Source organism: Verrucosispora sp. NA02020 (assembly GCF_013364215.1).
Classification (GTDB): domain Bacteria; phylum Actinomycetota; class Actinomycetes; order Mycobacteriales; family Micromonosporaceae; genus Micromonospora.
On record NZ_CP054923.1, the window covers coordinates 3983380 to 4004254 of the forward strand.

Here is a 20875-nt window from a genome sequence, read left to right on the forward strand (position 1 = left end):
TTCCAAGCCGCCCGACGTGGGTGAGACTCGATGCATGGTTAATGCATCACGAGTGCAAATAACCTTCATCTGCGGACGGCAGCACGAGTGCCGACAGATCCAGGACCTGCTCGCCACACCACCGGGGGCGGCGCTGCTGCTGCACGGTGAGCCCGGCGCCGGCCGCACCACCCTGCTGGCGTACGCCCACCGGCACGCCGACGGGCGGACGGTGCTCAGTGCGGCCGGGCTGGCCGACGAGGCGGAGCTGCCCTACGCGGGCCTGCAACGGCTGCTCGACCCGGTCCGTGACCACGCCGTCGACCTGCCCGAGCGGCAGCGTCGGGTGCTGCGCCGCGCGCTGACCGGGGACGGCTGCGGCGACGACGACCAGCTCGTCCTCACCATGGCCGTACTCGGACTCCTGGGCCGGGCCGCCCGGGAGCGTCCGCTGCTGTGCACCATGGACGACCTGGACACCGGCGACGCGCCGACCGCCCGGATCCTGGCCTTCGTGGCCCGGCGGTTGCGGCACCTGCCGGTCACCCTGCTGCTCACCGCCGGTGACGGCAGCCGGGTGGCCGGGATACCCAGCCGCCGGCTGCCGCCGCTGGACGAGACCGCCAGCCGTGCGCTGCTCGCCGACCGGTGCCCCGGCCCGCCGCCGCCGGAGCCGGTGCTCGCCACGCTGGCCGCCGTCGGCGCGGGCAATCCGCAGGCCCTGGTGGACCTGGGCGACGCGCTCACCCCGGGCCAGTGGCTCGGACGGGAGCCGCTGCCGGGGGCGCCGCCCACGGACGGCAACCTCGGCCGCGCGTACCGGGCCATGCTGGACCGGCTGCCCGCCGACACCCGGCGCGTCCTGCTGCTGACCGCACTCGCCGCCGACATCGGCTCCGGCGTGCTGGCCCGTGCCGCCCGGGCCGCCGGCACCGCCGTCGAGGCGCTCGCTCCGGCCGAGGCGGCGGGGCTGGTGCGGACCGACCCGTACGGTGACGTCGCCTTCGCCCGGCCGCTCGCCCGCGCGATGGTCGAGGCCACCGCCTCGGCGGCCGACCGGCGGGCGGCGCACCTGCTGCTCGCCGCCGCGTGCGGCGCTCCCGGTCAGCGGCTGCGGCGCGTGCTGCACCGGGCCGCCGCCGCCGACGGCCCGGACCCGGCCCTCGCCGCCGACCTGGCGGCGGTCGCCATCGACGGCGGCTACTCGGTCGGCGCGGCGGCGGCGCTGGCCCGGGCGGCCGAGCTGACCGACGACCCGGCGCTGGCCGCCGAGCGGCGGGTCGCCGCCGCCCGGCACGCCTGGACGGTCGGGCGTACCGGTCAGGCCCGCGCCCTGCTGCGCGCGGTGCCGCCGCCCGGCGCACCGGAGGAGGCCGCCGGTGCGGGCGGGCCGAGCACGCCCCGGGACGTCGACCCCGGCGGCCGGGCCGCGCTGCTGCGCGGCGAGATGCGTCTGCGCTGCGGCGCGCCGTCCGCCGCGCTGCCCGTGCTGCTGGCCGCCGCCGACGCGCTGACCGGCACCGATCTCGCGGCGGCCCGGCTCGCGCTGCTGCGGGCCGGCGAGGCGGTGTGCTTCTCCGGGGAGCAGTACCGCTACGCCGAGGTGGCACGTCACCCGGCCGCGGCGCGTCACGACGCCGACGGCCCGGAGGCGGAACTGTTGACCACGATGATCGCGGGGGTCGCCGCGACACTACGGGGCGAGCACACGCGCGGCGGCCCGCTGCTGCGCCGCGCGGTCGTCCTGGGCGGCCGGTCCACCGTCGCCCTCACCCCGACCGCGCTGACCGGTGCGGCCGTCGCCGGCCTGCTGGTGGCCGTGGACGCCGCCGCGCACCGGCTCGCCGACCGTGCGGTGGACCTGGCCCGGAACCGGGGCGAGGTGTGCCTGCTGCCGCGCGCCCTCGAACTGCGGGCGATGAGCGAGTACTGGTTGGGTCGGCACGACGCGGCGGCCCGTAGTTGCCGCGAGGGGTTGCTGCTGGCCCGCTCCGGTGACCAGCACGCCAGTGCCGAGGTGCACCTCGGTCTGCTCGCCGTGCTCGCCGCGGTCCGCGCCGACCGGGACACCGGGCTGCGGTACGTGGCCGAGATCGGGGACAGCGCCCCGGCGGGAAGCCGCCCGTACGCGCTGGCCCAGTGGGCGCTGTCCGTGCTCGACCTGGTCGACGGCAGGTACGCCGACGCCGCCGACCGGCTCACCGCGCTGGCCCGTCCGGGCACCGGCCGGGGTCAGGTCCTGGTGCAGGTGATGGCCACGCCACACCTGGTGGAGGCGGCCGTCGGCGCCGGTCGGCCCGCGCAGGCCCGGACCGCGCTGGCGGTCTTCGACCGCTGGGTCGGCAGCACGGCCAGCTCCTCGCGACGGGCGCTGTCCGCGCGGTGCCACGCACTGCTGGCGCCCCGGGGCAGCGCCGAGGCCGAGGAGCTGTTCCGGGCCGCCCTGCGACTGCACCCGGCCGACGTCGCCACCTTCGAGCGGGCCCGCACCGAGTTGTTGTTCGGGCGGGAGCTGCGGCGTCGCCGCCGTCCACGCGACGCCCGGGCGTACCTGCACCGCGCCCGGCAGGCGTTCGTGCTGCTCGCCGCGCACGCCTGGGCCGAGCAGGCGACGGCCGAGCTACGCGCGGCGGGGGAGTCGGTCGGGGTGCCGCAGCGTCCGGCCGAGCGGCTGCTCACCGGCCAGCAGCTCCGCATCGCGCGGTTGGTCGCCGAGGGTGCGACCAACCGGGAGATCGCCGGGCGGATGTTCCTGTCCACCCGCACCGTCGACCACCACCTGCGCAACGTGTTCCACCGGCTCGGCGTGCGGTCACGCACCGAGCTGACCCGGGCGCTGGACGGCACACCGCCGCAATATTCAACCTATTCATGACGGGCGTCAGAAATTATTGACATCTGGTGCTCGGGTGACTGACCATGGCCACCACGGCAGGGTGACCCCACTCACACCCGAACGCGTCCGCACCCCCGAGGCATCCGCCGTGTCGACGCACCCCACCACCCCCGCCCAGGAAGGGCCCCGTCCATGAAGAAGGTCATCACTTACGGGTTGGTCGCCGCCGTCGCGATCGCTCTCACCGCCTGTACCGACTCCGACGCGACCGGCTCCGAGCCGGCCGACGGCGACCTGCGCCAGGTGCGGGTCGCGGCGCTGCCCATCACCGAGACCGCCGCGTTGTGGGGCGGCATCAAGGCGGGCATCTTCGCCAAGCACGGGCTGGGGGTCGAGGTGCTCCCCGCGCAGGGCGGCGCCCAGGCGATCCCGGCGCTGATCAACGGTGACATCGAGTTCGCCATCGGCCAGCCGTTCGGTCCGTTCCGGGCCGACCTGCAGGACCTCGGCGTGGTGATGATCGGCAACTACGCGTCCTCGTACGCCGACGGCGACGACATCAATGCCGTCGTGGCGTCGGCGGCCTCGGGCATCACCCGGCCCGCCGAACTCGCCGGCAAGCGGGTGTCGGTGAACAGCCTGGGTGCGGCCGGTGACGTGACCATCATGGCCGCGGTGGAGAAGGACGGCGGTGACCCGTCCACGATCAAGTTTGTCGAGGTCGCGTTCCCGGACACCCCGGCCCAGCTGGAGGCCGGCAACATCGACGCCGCCTGGGTGCCGGAGCCGTTCGTCACGCAGCTGCGCGGCCGGGGAGACACCTTCGTGGTCGCGCCCTACCAGTCGGTCGTCCCGGGGCTCGCCACCCTGACCACGATCACCACGAAGGAGCGGACCGAGTCCGACGCCGAGCTGATCTCCGCCTTCTCGACGGCCATGAAGGAGACGCTCCAGTGGGCGCAGGACCCCGCCAACGAGGCGGACGTCCGGCAGGCCATCAAGGACAACCTGCAGCTCCCCGAGCCGGTGGCGGACTCGGTGCGGCTCCCGGAGTTCGGCTGGGAGTTGGACCGGGAGAGCCTGACCACGCTCGCCACGCTCGCCGGGAAGTACCAGGTGCTCGACCGGCAGCCGAACCTCGACCGCCTCATCCAGCAGCAGTAGCCCTCGCGGTCCCGCCCTTCCCGGTCACCGGCCGGGAAGGGCGTCGCCGCCGACCACGGGAGCGACATGCACGTGCTATACATCCGGCGGACACGCCCGCCGCGCAAGGTGCTGCTGGGCGCCGCGGGTCTGGCGGGATTCCTCGTCGTCTGGCAGTTGGTGCCGACGCTCGGCCTGGTCAACTCGGAGTACCTGCCGTACGTCACCGACGTGCTGGTCCGGCTCGCCGAGGAGTTCCGCGATGTCGCCTTCTGGCGCCGGCTCGGCCACACCATGACCTCGTGGGCGATCGGGCTGACCGTGGCGACGGTCGCCGCGCTCGTCCTGGGCACCGTCGTCGGGCTGGTGCCCGTCCTGCGTCGCGCGACCCACACGATGGTCGAGTTCCTGCGTCCGATCCCCTCGGTGGCACTCATCCCGCTGGCCGTGCTGATGTTCGGCATCCAGATGAAGGCCGCGCTCGTGATCATCATCTACGCGTCCTTCTGGCAGGTGTTCGTCCAGGTCATCTACGGGGTCGCGGACGTCGACGCGGTGGCCCGGGACACCGCGCGCAGCTTCCGGCTCACCCGGCGCGAGCGCCTGGCCTACCTCGTGCTGCCCACCACCCTGCCGTACCTGATGACGGGTGTCCGGCTGGCCGCGGCGGTGGCGCTCATCCTCGCCATCACCTCGGAGATGGTGATCGGCAACCCCGGTCTGGGGCGGATGATCGAACTCTCCCGCTCCGCCGGTGACGCGGTCGGCCTGTACGCCCTGGTGGTGGTCACCGGCCTGCTCGGACTCCTGGTGAACCTCGTCTTCCGGTTCGTCGAGCGGCGCTCGTTGTCCTGGCACCAGTCCGTCCGTGGGGAGGAGCCCCGATGACCACGCGTGTCGACCGGACCACCGCCCGGCCGCGCGGGCACGGTGTCGCCCACCGTGTCGCGTCGAGCTTCCTCTATGCGCTCGGGCTGCCCTTCCTGCTCCTGGTGCTCTGGGGCGCGGCGTCGACCGTGTCGACGAACCGGTTCTTCCCCGGCCCGCTCACCATTCTCGAGGCGTTCCGGGAGACCTGGATCGGCCCGGCGTTCGTCCACGACGTGCTGCCCAGCCTCTATCGGCTCGCCCTCGGGATCGCCGCCTCGATCGTGATCGGCGTCGCCCTCGGCACGCTCATCGGACTGTTCCGGTGGCTGAGCGAACTGCTGGAACCGCTGCTGGAGTTCTTCCGGGCCATCCCACCGCCGGTGCTGATCCCGGTGATGATGCTGCTGCTGGGCATCACCGACACGATGAAGGTGGTGGTCATCGTCTCCGGCGCCGTCTGGCCGATCCTGCTGAACACCATCGACGGTGTCCGGGCCACCGACAGCGTCATGTCCGAGACCGCCGACTCCTTCCGGATCACCTGGTGGGAGCGGCTGCGGTTCCTCGTGCTGCCGGCGGCGAGCCCGCGCATCATGGCCGGTGTCCGGCAGGGGCTCTCGGTGGCGCTCATCCTGATGGTGATCTCGGAGATGTTCGCCTCGTCCGCCGGGCTGGGCTACCGGATCGCGTACTTCCAGCGGAACTACCTCATCGCCGAGATGTGGAGCGGCATCCTCCTGCTCGGACTCGTCGGCGTCCTGCTCGCCGCGACCTTCGGTGTCGTCGAACGGCGGGTGCTGCGTTGGTACCACGGAATCAGGGAGGTCAACCGTGCCTGACCGGAACATGTTGCTGAAGGTGGAGCACCTGCGGAAGGTGTACGAGTCCGCGTCCGGGGACGTCGAGGCGATCGGTGACGTCAGCTTCACCATGGCCGCCGGTGAGTTGGTCTGCGTCGTCGGCCCGTCCGGCTGCGGCAAGACCACGCTGCTGAAGTGCCTGGCCGGGCTGCTGCGACCGACCAGCGGGCTGGTCGAGATGCACGAGGCGCCGGTGACCGGCCCGAGTCCCGCCATGGCCGTCGTCTTCCAGGAGTACGGCCGCAGCCTCTACCCGTGGCTGACCGTGCGGGGCAACGTCGAACTGCCGTTGCGCCACAAGAAGTTGTCCCGGGCGGCGCGCGAGCGGCTCGTCACCGACGCCATCGAGGCGGTGGGCCTCGGGCACGCCGCCCGCAGCCACCCCTGGCAGCTCTCCGGCGGGATGCAGCAGCGGGTGGCGATCGCCCGCGCGGTCGCGTACGAGCCGGAGGTGTTGATCATGGACGAGCCGTTCGCCGCAGTCGACGCCCAGACGCGCGCGGACCTGGAAGACCTGGTGCGCGAGTTGCACGCGACCCGCAAGATATCGATCGTCTTCGTCACGCACGACATCGACGAGTCGGTCTACCTGGGCGAACGGGTTCTAGTATTGTCCAAGTCGCCGACCTGGGTGCAGGAGGATCTCGCCATCGACCTGCCGCCGGAGCGTGACCAGATCACGACTCGCGCGCTACCCCGCTTCACGGAGCTGCGGACCCACGTCTACGACCAGATCCGGCGCGCCAAGGGCGCCCAGACCGTCGCCCCGTGACCGTCGCCGGGTCGGAGCCGTCCGAGAGGGAGGACTGTGCGCAGTCGTCAGCCGAAGCAACTGCTGCTCGCGTTCTTCGGTGAACACGTCGTCGACGACGAGCCGGGGCCGGTGCGCGCCAGTGTCCTGATCGGGGTGCTGGAGGGGGCCGGCGTGGCCGCCCCGGCGACGCGGGCCACCCTCGACCGACTCGTGCAGACCGGCATCCTCGCCCGCAGCAAGAGCGGCCGGGAGATCCAGTTCTCGTTGACCGAGCACGGCGTGGCGGTGCTGCGCGAGGCGACCGAGCGGGTCCGTGGCCCGCGCCCGTTCGACCCGCAGGGCACCGGCTGGACCCTCGTCACGTTCACCATCCCGGAGGGGCAGCGGACCCTGCGTCACCGGCTGCGCTCCACGCTGACCTGGGAGGGCTTCGCGCCGCTGCGCGACGGGCTGTGGCTGGCACCCGGCGAGGTCGACCTCGCCGGATCGCTGGAGCCGTTGTGCCAGGACCTGCCGCCGAACACGGTGATCGCCTTCCACGCCCGCGAACTGGCCGGGTTCCCGATCGCCGAGAGCGTCCGGGCGGCCTGGGACATCGAGGCGATCCGGCGCGAACACCTGGCCTTCATCGAGGTGTGGGACGACCCGGACGCGGCGACGCAGGCGCCCAGCGCGCTGACCGTCCGCACGATGCTGGTGGCGGACTGGCTCGCGTTGCTGCGCGCCGACCCGCGACTTCCGCGCGAGTTCATGGACGCGCAGTGGCCGGCGGCCCGGTCGACGCAGGTCTATCGGCGGATGCACGAGCGGCTGGCCGACGCCTCGGCCGCCGAGTTCGCCGCGCTGGTCACCACTCGCGCTGCCACCACCCGCCGAACCGGCTCCGCAGGTCCGCCTTCCGCACCTTCCCCGACGCGGTCCGCGGCAGTTCGTTCACGATGACCACGTTCTTGGGCAGCTTGTAGCGGGCCACCTTGCCGTTCAGGAAGTCGCGGACGGTGTCGACGTCGACGGCGGCGCCCTCGCGGATCGTCATGATCGCCCAGGGCACCTCGCCCCAGCGCTCGTCCGGGACGCCGATGACCGCCACGCCGGTCACCCCGTCGATCTCGCCGAGCAGCACCTCGACCTCGGCCGGGTAGATGTTCTCCCCACCCGAGATGATCATGTCTTTGAGGCGGCCCGCGACGTGCAGGTAGCCGTCGTCGTCCAGGTAGCCGAGGTCGCCGGAGCGGAACCAGCCGTCCGTGGTGAACGCCCCGGCCGTCGCCTCGGGCATCCGGTGGTAGCCACGGAACACGTTCGGACCGGCTATCTCGATCTCGCCGATGCTGCCGGCGGGAGCCGCGCCGCCGTTCTCGTCGGCGACCCGTACCTCGGTGAAGAAGTGCGGCAGGCCCACGCTGCCCTGCTTCGCGCGGGTCATGGTCGGCGGCAGCGAGGTGGCCCCCGGTGACGCCTCGGTCATGCCGTACCCCTGCGAGAACGACAGACCCCGCTCCTCGTACGCGTTCAGCACCCGGACGGGCACGGCCGAGCCGCCGCAGGTGAGCTTGCCCAGCGTGGACAGGTCGGTGGAGGCCCAGTCCGGGTGGTCGGCCATGAGCTGGAAGGTGGTCGGCACGCCGCTGAGCATGGTGACGCCGTGCCGGGCGATCTGGGCGAGCGCGCGTCCCGGCTCGAAACCCTTCTCCAGCACCAGGGTGCCGCCCTTGAGGATGACCGGCAGCGCGCCCATGCCGAGCGAGGCGACGTGGAACAGCGGCGAGATCATCAGGGCGATGTCGGTCGACACCACGTCGTAGTCGACGATGCAGTTCAGCGCCGTCCAGGTCAGGTTGCCGTGGGTCAGCACGGCACCCTTGGCGCGACCGGTCGTGCCCGAGGTGTAGACGATCGCGGCCGGGTCCCGCATCGTCACCCGGACCGGCGTGTCGTCCCGGGGTGCCGTGGCGGCCAGCCGGGACAAACCCGGAGTCTCGGCGCTCCCCGGGCCGGTCGGCACCACGTGCGCCGGGCGGGACGCCGCCGCGACCGAGGCCACCCGGGCGGCGAACTCGGGATCGTGGATCAGCACCCGCGCACCGCTGTCGCTGAGCACGTGGGTGATCTCGGGGGTCGCCAGCCGGGTGTTGACCGGCACGAAGGCGGCACCCAGCCGGGTGACGCCGAACATCACCTGGAGGAACTCGGGGCTGTTCTCACCCAGGTACGCGACCGTGTCGCCCTTGCCGACGCCGAGGTGCCGCAACGCCGCCGCGACGCCGTCCGTGGCGTCGGCGAGCTGCCGGTACGTCATGGTCGCCTGCTCGCCGTGGACGAGCGCGATCTTCTCCGGTGACTTGAGTCGGCGCTTGGCCAGCCAGCCGCCGATCCCTTGGTGGTGCATCAGCAGTCTCCTGGTGGTGGAGGGCGGTGGCCGGGCGGCTGTGGTCCCGGCAGGTCAGGCGTAGAAGCGGTAGATCCCCCGGGCGACGACTGCGGGCTTGCCGCCGCCGTCGATCTCGATGGTCTGGTCGACGGCGATCTGGTAGCCGCCCGCCACCTCGGTGACCTCGGCGACGACGGCCCGCATCCGGACCCGTGACCCGACCCGCACCGGTGCCGGGAAGCGCACCTTGTCCAGGCCGTAGTTCACCTTCGTGGACACACCGGTCACGTCGAGCAGCTCGGTCCAGAACGGCACGGCGAGGGAAAGGGTGAGGAAGCCGTGGGCGATCGGCGCGCCGAACGGGCCGTCCTTGGCCCGTTCCGGATCGACGTGGATCCACTGGTGGTCGTCGGTCGCGTCGGCGAACAGGTCGATCTGGTCCTGGGTGACCGTGCGGTACTCGGTCTGCCCGAGGTCGGTGCCGCCGAGGCCGGCGAGCTGGTCGTAGGCGATGGTGGTGGTCACGGGGGTCCTTCCGTCGTCATCCGGCCAGGCGCAGCAGCCGGGCGGCGTTGTCCTTCAGGATGCCGGGCAGCACGTCGGGCTTGAGGTCGGTGCTCGCCACGTCCCGCAGCCAGCGGTCCGGGGTGAGCAGCGGGTAGTCGGTGCCGAAGAGCACCCGGTTCTTGAGGATCGAGTTGGCGTGGCGCACCAGCTCGGCCGGGAAGTACTTCGGGCTCCAGCCGGACAGGTCGATCCAGGTGTTCGGCTTGTGCGTCGCCACCGACAGCGCCTCGTCCTGCCAGGGCACCGACGGGTGGGCCATGATGATCTGGAGGTCCGGGAACTCGGCGGCGACCGGGTCGAGCAGCATCGGGTTGGACAGCCCGAGCCGGAAGCCGTAGCCGCCGGGCAGTCCCGCGCCGATGCCGGTCTGCCCGGTGTGGAACAACGCCGGCAGTCCCGCCTGCTCGATCAGTCCCCACAGCGGCGCGTACTCCTCGTGGCTCGGGTCGAAACCCTGCACGGTGGGGTGGAACTTGAACCCGCGTACGCCCTCGTCCTCGATCAGCCGGGCGGCGAGTTCCAGGGCCGCCTCGCCGGTGCGCGGGTCGACCGAGCCGAACGGCACGAGCACGTCGGCGTGCTGGGCGGCGGCGCGGGCGATGTCGGCGCTGGACAGCGGCGGGTGCGCCAGCTGCGTCCGCGCGTCGACGCTGAACACCACGGCGGCCATGTTCCGTTCGCGGTAGTACTGCGCGACCGCGTCCACCGCCGGACGCGGGCCGTCGGTGCGGAAGTACTTCGAGGCGGCGGCGACGAGCGGATCGGGCAGCGAGGCGTGGCCGTGGTCGTCGATCTCGATGTGCACGTGCATGTCGATCGCGGTGACGGCGTCCAGGTCGATCGCGGGCTGGTACATGCTCGGGAACCTTCGTCCGGCGGGTCAGGAGGCGGTGTCGCGGAACTCCTCGGGCAGCTCCGGGAAGCGCTCGCCGACGCTCTGCGACGCAGCGGCGAACTCGGTCGGCCACGCGGCGACCAGCGCGTCGTAGGACCAACCGCCCTCGTGGTGGGCGGTCAGCGCGACCTCCGGGTGGGTCCAGATCTGGATCCGGTCGCCGCCCACGCCGATCACCTGGCCGGTCACCTCGGCGGCGCTGTCGGAGCCGAGGAAGGCGACCAGCCCGGCCACGTCGTCGGAGGTGCCGAACCCGAGGTCGTGCCGGAAGAAGGCGGGCATCGGCTCCCCGGCGGCCTCGGCGCGTACCGCGGCGGCGAAGTAGGGGACCGTGGCGGTCATCGCGGTCGCGGCGACCGGGACGACGGCGTTGACCGTGATGCCGGCTCGCTTGAGCTCCAACGCCCAGGTCCGGACCATGCCGACGATGCCCGCCTTGGCGGCGGCGTAGTTGGTCTGGCCGAAGGTGCCGCGTTGGCCGGTGGGGGAGCCGATGCAGATGATCCGCCCGCCCTCGCCGGCCTGGCGCATGTGCCGCACGGCCTCGCGCACGGTGGTGAAGGTGCCCCGCAGGTGCACCCCGATCACGGTGTCGAAGTCCTCGTCGGTCATCTTCCAGAGCACCGTGTCGCGCAGCACCCCGGCGTTGGTGACCAGGACGTCCAGTCGGCCGAAGCTCTCGACGGCGGCGGCGACCAGGGCCTGTGCGGTCTCGGTCGGACCGACCGGTGCGACCACGGCGACGGCGCGTCCGCCGGCCGCCCGGATCGCCGCGACGGCGTCGGCGGTCGCCTGCTCGTCCACGTCGTTGACCACGACCGCGGCGCCCTGCGCGGCCAACTGCCGTGCGTAGGCGAGGCCGAGACCGCGTCCGGCTCCGGTGACGATTGCGACTTTGCCGTCCAGGGACATGGGCACTCCTTCGCGTCGAGGTCGATCGGAACATGGACCGTTGAAAAAGTCAATTATTGGTAAGGCTTGCTATCATCGTCGCCGTGCCCCCTCCCGAGAGAGCCCGACCGGCCGGCGGCCTGCGGGACAGCGTGCTCGGCCGGGATCTGAGCTTCCTGCTGGTGCGCGCCAACGCGCTCACCCTCGCCGCGGCCAACGCCGCCCTGGCCGAGCACGGACTGAAGGCCCGCTCGTACTCGGTGCTCGCGCTGGCCGCCGACGACACCCGGCCCACCCAGCGGGAGCTGGCCGAGTTCCTCCGGCTGGACCCGAGCCAGGTGGTGGCGCTCATCGACGACCTGGAGAGACGCGGTCTGGTCGAGCGCCGCACCGACCCCGCCGACCGGCGCGCCAACGTCCTGGTCGCCACCGACGAGGGGCGCGAGCTGTTCGCCCGCGCCCAGTCCTCCGCGCACGCCGTGGAGCTGGGCCTGCTGGCCGCGGTCACCCCCGAGGACCACGCCCGGCTGGCGCAACTGCTGCGCCTGCTGGCCTTTCCAGACTGAACCGGTGACGGACCGAGCGGTGCCGGAGCGAGCCGGTGCCGGGCGGCGGGGGATGACACCGCCCGACACCGGTGCGCTCAGAAGCGGATCCAGGTGCCGGTCAACGGGACCTGACCGACGCCGGGCCGGGACCAGTCACAGACCCCGTCCGGGAAGACCGCCCGCAACCGCTGCCACTGCTCGTCGGTGAAGTCGACGCCGTACGCCGCCCGGTCCAGCGGCGCAAGCCGGCACTTGAGCACGGCGGAAGTGGTCGGCCCGCCCGCCTCCACGCGCGGGTTGCGGTGGAACGGGAAGAGCTGGTTGCACCGGGCCGCCGGGTCGAGGGTCAACGTCTCCACGATCCGCTCCCCGTCCGCCGCGACGCAGTGGTCCGCCAGCCCGGCCGGCCGGGACAGCCGGGTCAGTGCCGTCTCGTCCAGATGGGGTCGGCTCGCCGCCAACGCCGTCCGGGCGGTCAACCAGGCGTCCATGTCCACCAGTGCCTGCGTCTGACTCGTCGACGCGGGCGCCCCGGACGCGCCTGTGACACTGATGTGGTTGTCCGCGTGACCGTTGGCCGCGAGCAGTCGCTCCCGCATGGTCCAGGAGCGGAAGCGGTCGTGGAAGTCACCGCTCGGGTCGGTGTAACCACGGGTCTCGATGATCGGCGTCCACCGCAGACCACCGTCGAACTGGTTGACGCGTCCGGTCGCGTACGCCACCTCGATCGCGTCGACGTTCGCCGAGGTGCGGTGCGGGGTGCGGGTGCCCTCGACGTCCAGACCACCGATGCCCTCGTTGAGCCGGACGAACTGCTCCGGGCTGATCACCCCGGCGTCCAGGGTGCGCAGCCCGTACTGCACGCCGACGGTGTCCGGGACGATCGGCCGCCCGGCGCCGGTGGTCGGGTCGACGCCGTACACGTTGGAGATGAAGTCCGCCATCGCGCAGCGGATGCCGTCCGGGTTGGTCACCGGGTGGTAGCGCAGCCCGGCGGGAACGTGGCTCGGGCAGGTGGCGGGCCAGTCGACGCTGTCGAAGTTCTGGTAGCCGCCGCAGGTGTTCGGGCTGGCGAAGCCGGTCACCGCGGTCCGCTGGGCGGTGGAGAGCCCGGCCGCCGGGGCCGCCTGGGAGATGAACCGGCACTCGTGCCCGGTGAGGGTCACCGAGCGCTCGTCCGGGTAGCCGATCTGGCCGATGACCCCGTCCAGGATCCCCGGGTACGCGTTGGCGATCAGCAACTGCTGCATGGTGCCGGCCGAGCCGCCCCAGCCCATGGTGAACAGCGGTACGCCGTACGACTCGACGAAGTGTTCCTTGACCATCATCGCGGTCTCGGCGGAGGTGACGTCGTTGCAGTTGTTGGCGAAGACGTTGAACGTCGCGCTGGCCACCGCGTAACCCCTGCTGAGCAGGCTGTGGTTCATCACCCCGCCGGTGCTGGTGGCCTGGGTGTACCCGATGCCGCAGGCGCCGCCGAAGGTGTAGACCAGCCGGTCGTTCCATCCGTCGGTGGCCGTCCACGGGTCCGGCGACGCGGTGCCCGGCCGGTGCAGCAGGGCGATCTCGTACACCGCGCGGTTGATGGTGCCGCGCTCGACCCGGACCACGTACGGCACGGTGCGGCCGTCGCTGGTCGTGGTGGTGGCCACGTCGGCCGGGAGCGGGCCGTCCGGCAGCGCGACGAAGCTCCCGGCGGTGGTGCGGTACTGGTAGGTGACCCGGGGTTGCGCCACGTGGCAGTCCGCGTCCACCGGGCCCAGGTTCCACGGGTTGCCCGACGCGGTGCAGAACAGCGGGATGTGCGGGCCGGAGATGACCGGTCCGGCGGCCGGATGGTTGCGCAGGGTCAGCGTGGCGCGGGGGCGGCCGTGGCCCTGCCCGTTCGCGCGGACCTCGAGCTCGTTGGCGCCCAGCGCCAGCCCGTCCACGAGACCGAGCAGCGTGCGCTTGTCGTCGGTGGCCCGGAACCGGTCGGTGACGTCCCGGCCGTCGAGCCGGACCTTCACGTGGTGTGGGGGTACGGTGCGCGGCACGGCGACGCGCACCAGCGCGTCACCGCCGCTGACGGTGTCGGCCCGTCCGGACAGGACGGTCACCTCGAAGGCACGCTCGGCGGGACCTGCGTGGGGTGGCGGCGCGGCGAGGGCCGGTGCGGTGGAGCCGGCGAGCAGCGCCGCCGTGGCGGCCACGGCCAGCGCTCCCTTCCATGATCGTGGTCTGGTGCGCTCCTGAGGTCGATCGGTGGGCATGACGGGACCCCTTTCAGCCGGAGACGGACGGCTGGACCTGCTGGTCAGGCACGTGTGGCGAACATAATGCGAAATCTGATCGCGCGTCAACGATTCTGCATCGTATCTATGGATGGCGAAGATCGGCGGCGTTGTCGCCTCTGCTCAGCCCCGCTCGGGAGTCCGGACCAGTTCCTCGAAGCGCTGCTGCGCCGGCTCGGCCAGCGCCGTCGCGGTCCGCAGGAACATCACCCGCGCCTGTGCCCGGGGAAAGGACGCCGGCAGGAACCGGGCCGGCAGGTCCGGATCGTCGCCCACCAGCGCCCGCCAGTCGTTGACCAGCTCGGTCCGCGCGACCAGCGCCGCCGACGGGCCCACCGCACCGGCGTCGGCCTGCCGCGCCACCGTCCGGTGGCGCTCCAGGAACCGCTGGTACCCGTCGGCGAGCACGTCGATGCGCCAGGCGGCCTCCAGCCGGGCGCGGGTGCTCGGCAGCAGCTCGAAGTCCCGCGACCGCAACACCACCGCGTCGGTGACACCCAGCTCGCCGAGCTGCTCGTGTACCTCGTCGAACCGGTCGTGCGGGGTCACCCAGGTCGCGTCGTACAACGGCCAGAACGTCAGCCAGCGCAGCCGGGCCCGCAGCAGCCGGCGCTGGTGCGCGTCGTCGAGCGGCAGGGTGAAGGCGAGCAGCGTCCAGACCCCGTCCCAGTCGTCTGAGTCGCTGCTGGCGAAGATGCGCCGGGCACCCCGGCGCAGGGTCTGCGACGCCGACTCGGTCAGCCGGTAGCTGGTCCGCCGGCCCTCCTTGGTGCGTTCCAGCATGCCGCGCTGGGTCAGGCGGGCCAGCGTCGCCCGGGCGTTGGCCGGGGCGATGCCGAACTCGGCCAGCACCGCGACCAGCCCACCGGAGGGCAGCGGGGACCGGCCGGCGTGCCAGTGGTCACCGAGGAGCGTCACCAGCAGCCGCTGCGCGCGGGCCCGACCCACCGCCGCCCGATCCGACGGCGTGGCCGGCTCCGGCTGCCACACCCGGCCCTCGGTCAACACGGTGCGCCGGGTGACCCGGTCGGGCCGGTCCGACGGGCCGCACAGGGGACAACACGCATCCGGACAAACTACTGCCCACGGGGGCGTCGGGGTAACGGCGCCGGCCGGGTCGACGCGGACGGGCGACCCAGCGACCGGGAGACCACCCGACCGGCCGCCTGCACCAGCGGCGCCAGCGCCAGCGGATCGGCCCGGTCGTACGCCACCACCAGCGAGATCGCCGCCACCACCCCGTCCGGCCCGGCGATCGGCGCGGCGACGGAGAGGGCGTCCATGGTGACCTGCCGGTCGCTGATCGCGTACCCGGCGCGGCGCACCTCGGCGAGCTGGCGGCGCAACCGCACCGGATCGGTGACGGTCAGCTCGGTGTACCGCTCCAACGGCGCGGCGAGGACCCGCTCCTGCACCTGCGCCGGTGCGTGCGCCAGCAGCACCAGCCCCACACCGGTGGCGTGCAGCGCGAAGCGACCGCCGACCCGGGTGAGCACCGGCACCGCGTGCCGTCCGGCGATCCGCTCGATGAAGACGAGTTCGAGGTCCTGCCGGACGGCGAGCTGGACGTTCTCGTGGGTCACCTCGTACAGGTCCTCCAGCACCGGCAGCGCCAGCTCGCGCAGCCCCAGCCCGCGCGGCGCCAGCGAACCGACCTCCCACAGGCGCAGGCCGACCCGGTAGCGCGCGTCGTCACCGCGTTCCAGCGCGCCCCAGGCCACCAGCTCGGCGACCCGGCGGTACGCGGTGGGCAGCGGCAGCTCGGCCCGCCGGGCCAGCTCGCTCAGGGTCAGCGCCGGCTCGCCGGGGCTGAACGCGTCGAGCAGCGCCAGCACCTTGCTGGTGACCGAGCGTCCGGGCCGTGCCTGCACCCCGCCATCATCCCCGCCGACCGGTCACAGCTCCAGCACGAGCCGCCGGGTACGCGCCCGGGACACGCAGATCAGCATGGTGTCCCCGGCAGCCCGTTCCGCCTCGGTGAGCAGGCTGTCGCGGTGCTCCGGCGTGCCGTCGAGCACGGTGGTCTCGCAGGTGCCGCAGGTGCCCTCGCGGCATGAGGAGAGCACCTGCGTACCGGCCTGCTCCAGCGCCGCCAGGATCGAGGTGCCCGGCGGTACGTGCACCGTCCGGCCGGAGAGCGCGAGGTCGACCTCCACGGCGTGTTCGCCCGTGCCGGCCCCGGCCGCCGGGGCGAACCGCTCGACGTGCAGCCGACCGGGTGGCCACGTCCGGCAGCGCTGCTGCACGGCGTCGATCAGCCCCTCCGGCCCGCAGCAGTAGACGACCGCGTCGGCCGGGTCACCGATCAGCGTGTCCAGGTCGAGCAGGCCCGTCTCGTCCTGCGGACAGAGGCGCACCCGCTCGCCGTACGCCTGCCGCAGATCGGCGGCGAAGGCCATGGAGCTGCGGCTGCGTCCGCCGTACACCAGTCGCCAGTCGGCACCGGCGGCGTCGGCGGCGGCGACCATCGGCCGGATCGGCGTGATGCCGATGCCCCCGGCGACGAAGAGGTACCGGTCGGCCTCGACCAGCCGGAAGGCGTTGCGCGGCCCGACCACCCGCACCGTCGCGCCGGGCGGCAGGCGTTCGTGCACGTGCCGGGAACCGCCACGCCCCTGCGGCGCCAGGTGCACCGCCACCTGGAGCGCGGTGCGGTCGGCCGGGTCGCCGCAGAGCGAGTACTGGCGCACCAGCCCGGGGCCCAGGTCCAGGTCGACGTGCGCGCCCGGGGTCCAGCCCGGCACCTCGCCACCATCCGGGCGGCGCAGGGTCAGCACCACCACGCCGGTGGCCACCGCCTCCCGGCCGGCGACCACCAGCGTCGTCTCCGTCGCGGTCATGCCGGCACCACCACCCGCTGCGTCGGTGCCGGTGCGGGTGCTGCCGGTGGCCGGTGGTCCCGGGGATGGGCGAGCAGCCACTCCCACAACTGCACCGGCTCCTCGGCGATCCGCTCGGCACCGCAGTGGCAGATGCCGCGCAGCGTGTCGGTGCCCGGCAGCCAGTGGATCCGATAGACCCGGTCGCCGGTGAGCCCGCCGGCCGGCGCGGTCACCGGGGCGCCTCCACCGTGGACGACTCGACCATCCGGGCGAGCAGCCGTCGGGCGGCCAGCCCGCCGGTGTCGATGTTGATGCTCAGTTCCTGGTAGCGCTCCGGCTCGCCGGTGATCACCCGCTCCAGGATGTTCAGGGCGGTGACGTCCTGCATGACCACGGTGTGGTTGCTCTGGTAGAGGTACTCGCTGACCGACTCGTCGTCGACGGCGAAGTCCCGCGCCACCGCCCAGAAGTCGTACGTGGTGTGCGCGGTCGACGGGGTGATGGCGTACACGATCTCGGCGTGGAACGCCTGGTCGTCGTCGCCCTCGGCCGGCGGGTAGACGCCCTGCGGGGCGATCCGGCTGTGCAACACGTACAGGCAGGGCGGGTGGTACTCGATGTCCTGCCAGCGGGTGATCCGGCCCTGGATGCCGGTCGAGCGGGCATAGAACGGCGGGCACTCCGCGTCGTCCATGTGCCGGCTGACGTAGACGACGCCCCGATCCTCGTCCACCTCGGTGGTGATCGGCGTGTTCGCCACCTCGGGCGTACCGATGTAGCCGCCGTGCAGGTACGTCTCGTGGGACAGGTCCATCAGGTTGTCCACCAGCAGGCTGTACCGGGCGTCCAGCGGCGCCATGCCACGCACCGTCGTGTAGCGGGGGTCCCCGAGCCAGGGTGCCCGGGGGATGGTGGAGGCGTCGGCCCGGTCCCGGTCGCCGATCCAGACCCAGACCAGGGTGTCCTGCTCCACCACCGGGTACGCGGCCACCCGCGCCGTCCGGGGGATGCGCTGCTGCCCGGGTACGAAGACGCAGGCGCCGCTCGGATCGTAGGTGAAGCCGTGGTATCCGCAGACCACGGTGTCCCCGTCGAGGCGGCTCTCCGACAGCGGGTACCGCCGGTGCACACACCGGTCGGCGAGCGCCACCGCCGCGCCGGACTCGGTGCGGTAGAACACGAGCGGCTCGCCCAGCACGGTACGGGCGAGCAGGTCGCGCCCGACCTCGTTGCTGAAGGCGGCCACGTACCACTGGTCACGTGCGAACGTCATCCGGGCCTCCTGTCGACGTACGACGGTCAGTCGGATGGTCCCGGGCGTACCCCCTCGGCCGGGAGCCGCGTTCTCACTCAGTGAAAGTCGGGGCGATCCGCGTCGGCGTTGCCGATCGCGTCGCGTACCTCCTCGACGAGTGCCCGCATGGCGGTCTCGGCGCCCCGGGCGTCCTCGGCGGCGACCGTGTTGGCGACCTGCTCGTGCAGGTCCAGGGCGACCGGTCGCGGGCACTTGGGCATCAGCCCGTGCTCGGTCCGGCCGGCGAGCACCTCGGCGATCACCCCGGTCAGCGCGGTGAACATCTCGTTGAGGCAGGCCTGGAGCAGCAGTGCGTGGAATTCGACGTCGGCGGCGAGGAACGCGTCGAGTTCCCCGGCCTCGCCGAGCTGACGCATCTGGGCGGCCAGCGCGCGGAGTCGCTGTCGCTCCTCGGCGGTGGCGTGCCGGGCGGCCCCGGCAGCGGCGAGTGGTTCGACCGCCACCCGCAGCTCGGTGAGCGTCCGTAGCTGCGCGGCGCGGCCGGGACCTTCGAGCCGCCAGCGGATCACGCGTGGATCGAGCACCCGCCACCGGTGCATCGGCTGGACCACCAGGCCGACCCGGCGGCGCGAGGCCACCAGGTGCAACGACTCCAGGATCCGCATCGCCTCCCGCATCACGGTGCGCGAGACGCCGAAGCGGTGCTGCAACTGCTCCAGGGTGAGCGCCTCTCCGGCGACGTGCCGACCGCTGGTGATCTCCAGCCCGAGCGCGTCGAGCACGGCGTCGTGCAGCACGGGCGCTGTGGGCCGCGCCGCGTCGCGTGTCGCCTCACCCATCAAGGATCCCCGATCACTCGCTTCCGGAGAGACTAGCGCGCCGGGCACCGCTGGCCGTCCGGTGCGGCGCGGAATGGCGGCGAAAGGTGTCACCAATGTGTTTACAAAGATATCACCTTTGTGTGACGATCACGTTAATCAGCAGGTGGCGCCGCACGACGGGCCCGGTGCGACCCCGCACCGCACCGGGATCGGAGCGCCCTGGCCGCCGTCCGGTCCCCGTCGGTCCACTCCGGACCGTCACGGACCGGCCACGAACACCAGGGGAGAACCGACTCGTCGACACGCCACCACTGGTCGCCCGTACGGCATCCCCGGGACGAACCGGTCGACCAGCCGATGAAGGGAAACGCACACATGCCCGTTGCTCATCCTCACCCCGCGCCGACCCGCCGGCTCCGCCGCGCGTTGGCCGTCTCGGCCGTCGCCGGCCTGACGGTCGCCTCCGGAGCCCTCGCGGCTCCCGCAGCGTCCGCTGCCCCGGCGGCCGCCCTCGGACCGAAGGTCGTGCAGACCAACCAGGCACCCACCGGTCACTCGGTCACCTTCCGCTACCGGGCTCCCGCCGGTGTGCAGTCGGTCCAGATCTACGGCGAGTGGTGGTTCTCCCAGCCCGCGAGCGTGACCTGCGTGGGCTGCGGTGACGCCCGCACCGGCGCGCAGTGGCAGCCCGGCGACATCCTCGCCGACCCATGGCGTCCGCTGCCGATGCAGCAGGGACGCGACGGGGTGTGGACGTTCACCACGCCGCTGCCCTCCGGCACCTTCCGGTACGCGTTCACCCACGACTGTGACAGCCCGACGGCCAGCGGCTGCACCCTGCACCCGGACCCGGCCAACCCGCTGGAGGTCACGCCGCACGCGACCGCGCCGGGTGCGCTGCTCAGCCGGGTCTACGTGCCGAACAGCAAGCGCTTCCCCACCTACGACAACAGCTACCAGGCGCCGGTCGACCGCAAGAAGGCCGGCAAGCTGGAGCAGCGCTGGTACCACTCGCCGCTGTCCACCGACCCGGCGGGCAAGCACGACGTGGTCGTCTACCTGCCGCACGGCTACGACGCTACGCGCGCCACCCCGTACCCGACGCTCTACCTCAGCCACGGCGGCGGCGGCAACGCCACCGACTGGACCATGGAGGGCGTGGCCCACGAGATCCTGGAGAACGCGATCCGGGACCGTAAGGCGCTGCCGATGGTGATCGTCTCGACCGACTTCAACGGCCTGCCCGACGGCAACCAGGGCTACGTCGACGAGCTGCGGAACAACGTCATCCCGTTCGTGGAGAAGAACTACCACGTCTCCACCCAGGCCCAGGACCGCGCCTTCGGGGGTCTCTCCGCCGGTGGTGCCCGTGCCATCACGCTGCTGTACGACAACACCGACCTGGTCGGCTACCACGGCGCGTGGGGTGCGGCCGGCGGTGCGGTGAACCCCTCCGCGGAGCAGGTGGCGCGGATGAAGGCCGTGCCCGGCGGCATCCACGTCGGCACCGGCCTGCAGGACTGGCTGATCAACATCGCGCCCGACTCGGTCGCCCGCACCGAGAACTGGCGTGCGGCCGGTGTCGAGGTGACCGAGTTCAACATCGACGGTGTGCACGTCTGGGACGTGTGGCGGCAGATGCTCAACGACTACCTGCGGACCGTCGCGTTCCGGAGCACCACCGTCGACCTGGACGTCGAGTCGATCCGGGCCGGCAACTCGCACCGGTACCGCGTCATCGCCACCGCCGAGGTGGCCTCGGTGACCAACAGCGACCGCAAGCCCTCCGGCAAGGTCGACTTCTACGCCGGCGACAAGCGCCTCGGTTCGGCGACCGTGCGCAACGGCGTCGCCGAGTTCAAGGGCAACGTCAGCGGCCCGCTGACCGAGCCGGTGACCGCCCGCTACCAGGGTGACAGCCTCTACAACACCGCGCAGAGCAGCCCGGCCCAGGCCGGCTGACCCGACGCGCCCGACCGGTCCGTGGTGG

The 20875-nt window shown here is 72.6% G+C and carries 19 protein-coding genes; 8 read left to right on the forward strand and 11 right to left on the reverse strand.

The window, feature by feature from the left end:
- Positions 1 to 52 precede the first annotated feature (52 nt).
- The 6 genes from HUT12_RS17180 to HUT12_RS17205 all read left to right on the forward strand — a co-directional run bounded on the left by HUT12_RS17180 (position 53) and on the right by HUT12_RS17205 (position 7384).
- Positions 53 to 2854 carry a LuxR family transcriptional regulator gene (locus tag HUT12_RS17180; RefSeq protein ID WP_254876859.1) on the forward strand — a complete coding sequence of 934 codons (2802 nt, stop codon included), beginning with the start codon at positions 53 to 55 and terminating at the stop codon, positions 2852 to 2854.
- A 153-nt stretch (positions 2855 to 3007) separates the two neighbouring features.
- On the forward strand, positions 3008 to 3979 hold the full coding sequence (locus tag HUT12_RS17185; protein ID WP_131054560.1) for an ABC transporter substrate-binding protein: 972 nt from the start codon (positions 3008 to 3010) through the stop codon (positions 3977 to 3979).
- A gap of 66 nt (positions 3980 to 4045) precedes the next feature.
- Entirely contained in the window at positions 4046 to 4846 is an 801-nt protein-coding gene (locus tag HUT12_RS17190) for an ABC transporter permease (RefSeq protein ID WP_176094029.1), read from the forward strand.
- Positions 4843 to 5667 carry an ABC transporter permease gene (locus HUT12_RS17195; RefSeq protein ID WP_176094030.1) on the forward strand — a complete coding sequence of 275 codons (825 nt, stop codon included), beginning with the start codon at positions 4843 to 4845 and terminating at the stop codon, positions 5665 to 5667. The genes HUT12_RS17190 and HUT12_RS17195 overlap by 4 nt, the downstream gene beginning before the upstream one ends.
- A complete protein-coding gene (locus HUT12_RS17200) occupies positions 5660 to 6460 on the forward strand; it encodes an ABC transporter ATP-binding protein (RefSeq protein WP_201272434.1) in 801 nt (266 codons plus the stop codon). The genes HUT12_RS17195 and HUT12_RS17200 overlap by 8 nt, the downstream gene beginning before the upstream one ends.
- 36 nt (positions 6461 to 6496) lie before the next feature.
- On the forward strand, positions 6497 to 7384 hold the full coding sequence (locus HUT12_RS17205) for a PaaX family transcriptional regulator C-terminal domain-containing protein (RefSeq protein ID WP_176094031.1): 888 nt from the start codon (positions 6497 to 6499) through the stop codon (positions 7382 to 7384).
- Here HUT12_RS17205 and HUT12_RS17210 read toward each other — a convergent pair.
- From HUT12_RS17210 to HUT12_RS17225, 4 genes are read right to left on the reverse strand one after another with little or no spacing between them, the layout of a single operon-like run.
- On the reverse strand, positions 7290 to 8831 hold the full coding sequence (locus tag HUT12_RS17210) for a long-chain fatty acid--CoA ligase (RefSeq protein WP_131054556.1): 1542 nt from the start codon (positions 8829 to 8831) through the stop codon (positions 7290 to 7292). The two genes, HUT12_RS17205 and HUT12_RS17210, sit on opposite strands and share 95 nt — an antisense overlap.
- 54 nt (positions 8832 to 8885) lie before the next feature.
- Complete coding sequence (locus HUT12_RS17215; RefSeq protein WP_131054555.1) at positions 8886 to 9338, reverse strand: MaoC family dehydratase; 453 nt, start codon at positions 9336 to 9338, stop codon at positions 8886 to 8888.
- Between the two features lie 16 nt (positions 9339 to 9354).
- Complete coding sequence (locus HUT12_RS17220) at positions 9355 to 10236, reverse strand: amidohydrolase family protein (RefSeq protein WP_131054554.1); 882 nt, start codon at positions 10234 to 10236, stop codon at positions 9355 to 9357.
- 24 nt (positions 10237 to 10260) lie between these two features.
- Entirely contained in the window at positions 10261 to 11187 is a 927-nt protein-coding gene (locus HUT12_RS17225) for an SDR family NAD(P)-dependent oxidoreductase (protein ID WP_176094032.1), read from the reverse strand.
- Between the two features lie 83 nt (positions 11188 to 11270).
- On the opposite strand from HUT12_RS17225, the gene HUT12_RS17230 reads away from it, so the two are divergent.
- Positions 11271 to 11732 (forward strand): MarR family winged helix-turn-helix transcriptional regulator, encoded by a 462-nt coding sequence (locus HUT12_RS17230; protein ID WP_176094033.1) that lies wholly within the window; start codon positions 11271 to 11273, stop codon positions 11730 to 11732.
- Between the two features lie 77 nt (positions 11733 to 11809).
- Here the strand turns inward: HUT12_RS17230 and HUT12_RS17235 are convergent, their stop codons facing one another.
- From HUT12_RS17235 to HUT12_RS17265, 7 genes are all read right to left on the reverse strand, one after another.
- Positions 11810 to 13906, reverse strand: a complete 2097-nt coding sequence (locus tag HUT12_RS17235; RefSeq protein ID WP_176094034.1) for a DUF6351 family protein — start codon at positions 13904 to 13906, stop codon at positions 11810 to 11812.
- Positions 13907 to 14110: 204 nt separating this feature from the next.
- Entirely contained in the window at positions 14111 to 14995 is an 885-nt protein-coding gene (locus HUT12_RS17240) for a PaaX family transcriptional regulator C-terminal domain-containing protein (RefSeq protein WP_176094035.1), read from the reverse strand.
- Between the two features lie 68 nt (positions 14996 to 15063).
- A complete protein-coding gene (locus HUT12_RS17245; protein WP_176094036.1) occupies positions 15064 to 15858 on the reverse strand; it encodes an IclR family transcriptional regulator in 795 nt (264 codons plus the stop codon).
- Between the two features lie 24 nt (positions 15859 to 15882).
- A complete protein-coding gene (locus HUT12_RS17250) occupies positions 15883 to 16827 on the reverse strand; it encodes a PDR/VanB family oxidoreductase (RefSeq protein ID WP_131052763.1) in 945 nt (314 codons plus the stop codon).
- Positions 16824 to 17042: a hypothetical protein gene (locus tag HUT12_RS17255; protein WP_131052764.1), complete on the reverse strand. Its 219-nt coding sequence runs from the start codon at positions 17040 to 17042 to the stop codon at positions 16824 to 16826. The genes HUT12_RS17250 and HUT12_RS17255 overlap by 4 nt, the downstream gene beginning before the upstream one ends.
- The gene (locus HUT12_RS17260; RefSeq protein ID WP_176094037.1) at positions 17039 to 18082 is read right to left on the reverse strand and encodes an aromatic ring-hydroxylating dioxygenase subunit alpha; all 1044 of its coding nucleotides are present in this window, start codon (positions 18080 to 18082) and stop codon (positions 17039 to 17041) included. Before HUT12_RS17260 ends, HUT12_RS17255 begins: the two co-directional genes overlap by 4 nt.
- A gap of 77 nt (positions 18083 to 18159) precedes the next feature.
- The gene (locus HUT12_RS17265; protein WP_176094038.1) at positions 18160 to 18903 is read right to left on the reverse strand and encodes a FadR/GntR family transcriptional regulator; all 744 of its coding nucleotides are present in this window, start codon (positions 18901 to 18903) and stop codon (positions 18160 to 18162) included.
- A 357-nt stretch (positions 18904 to 19260) separates the two neighbouring features.
- Here HUT12_RS17265 and HUT12_RS17270 point away from each other — a divergent pair, with 357 nt between their 5' ends.
- Positions 19261 to 20847 carry an alpha/beta hydrolase-fold protein gene (locus HUT12_RS17270; RefSeq protein ID WP_176094039.1) on the forward strand — a complete coding sequence of 529 codons (1587 nt, stop codon included), beginning with the start codon at positions 19261 to 19263 and terminating at the stop codon, positions 20845 to 20847.
- Positions 20848 to 20875: the final 28 nt, after the last annotated feature.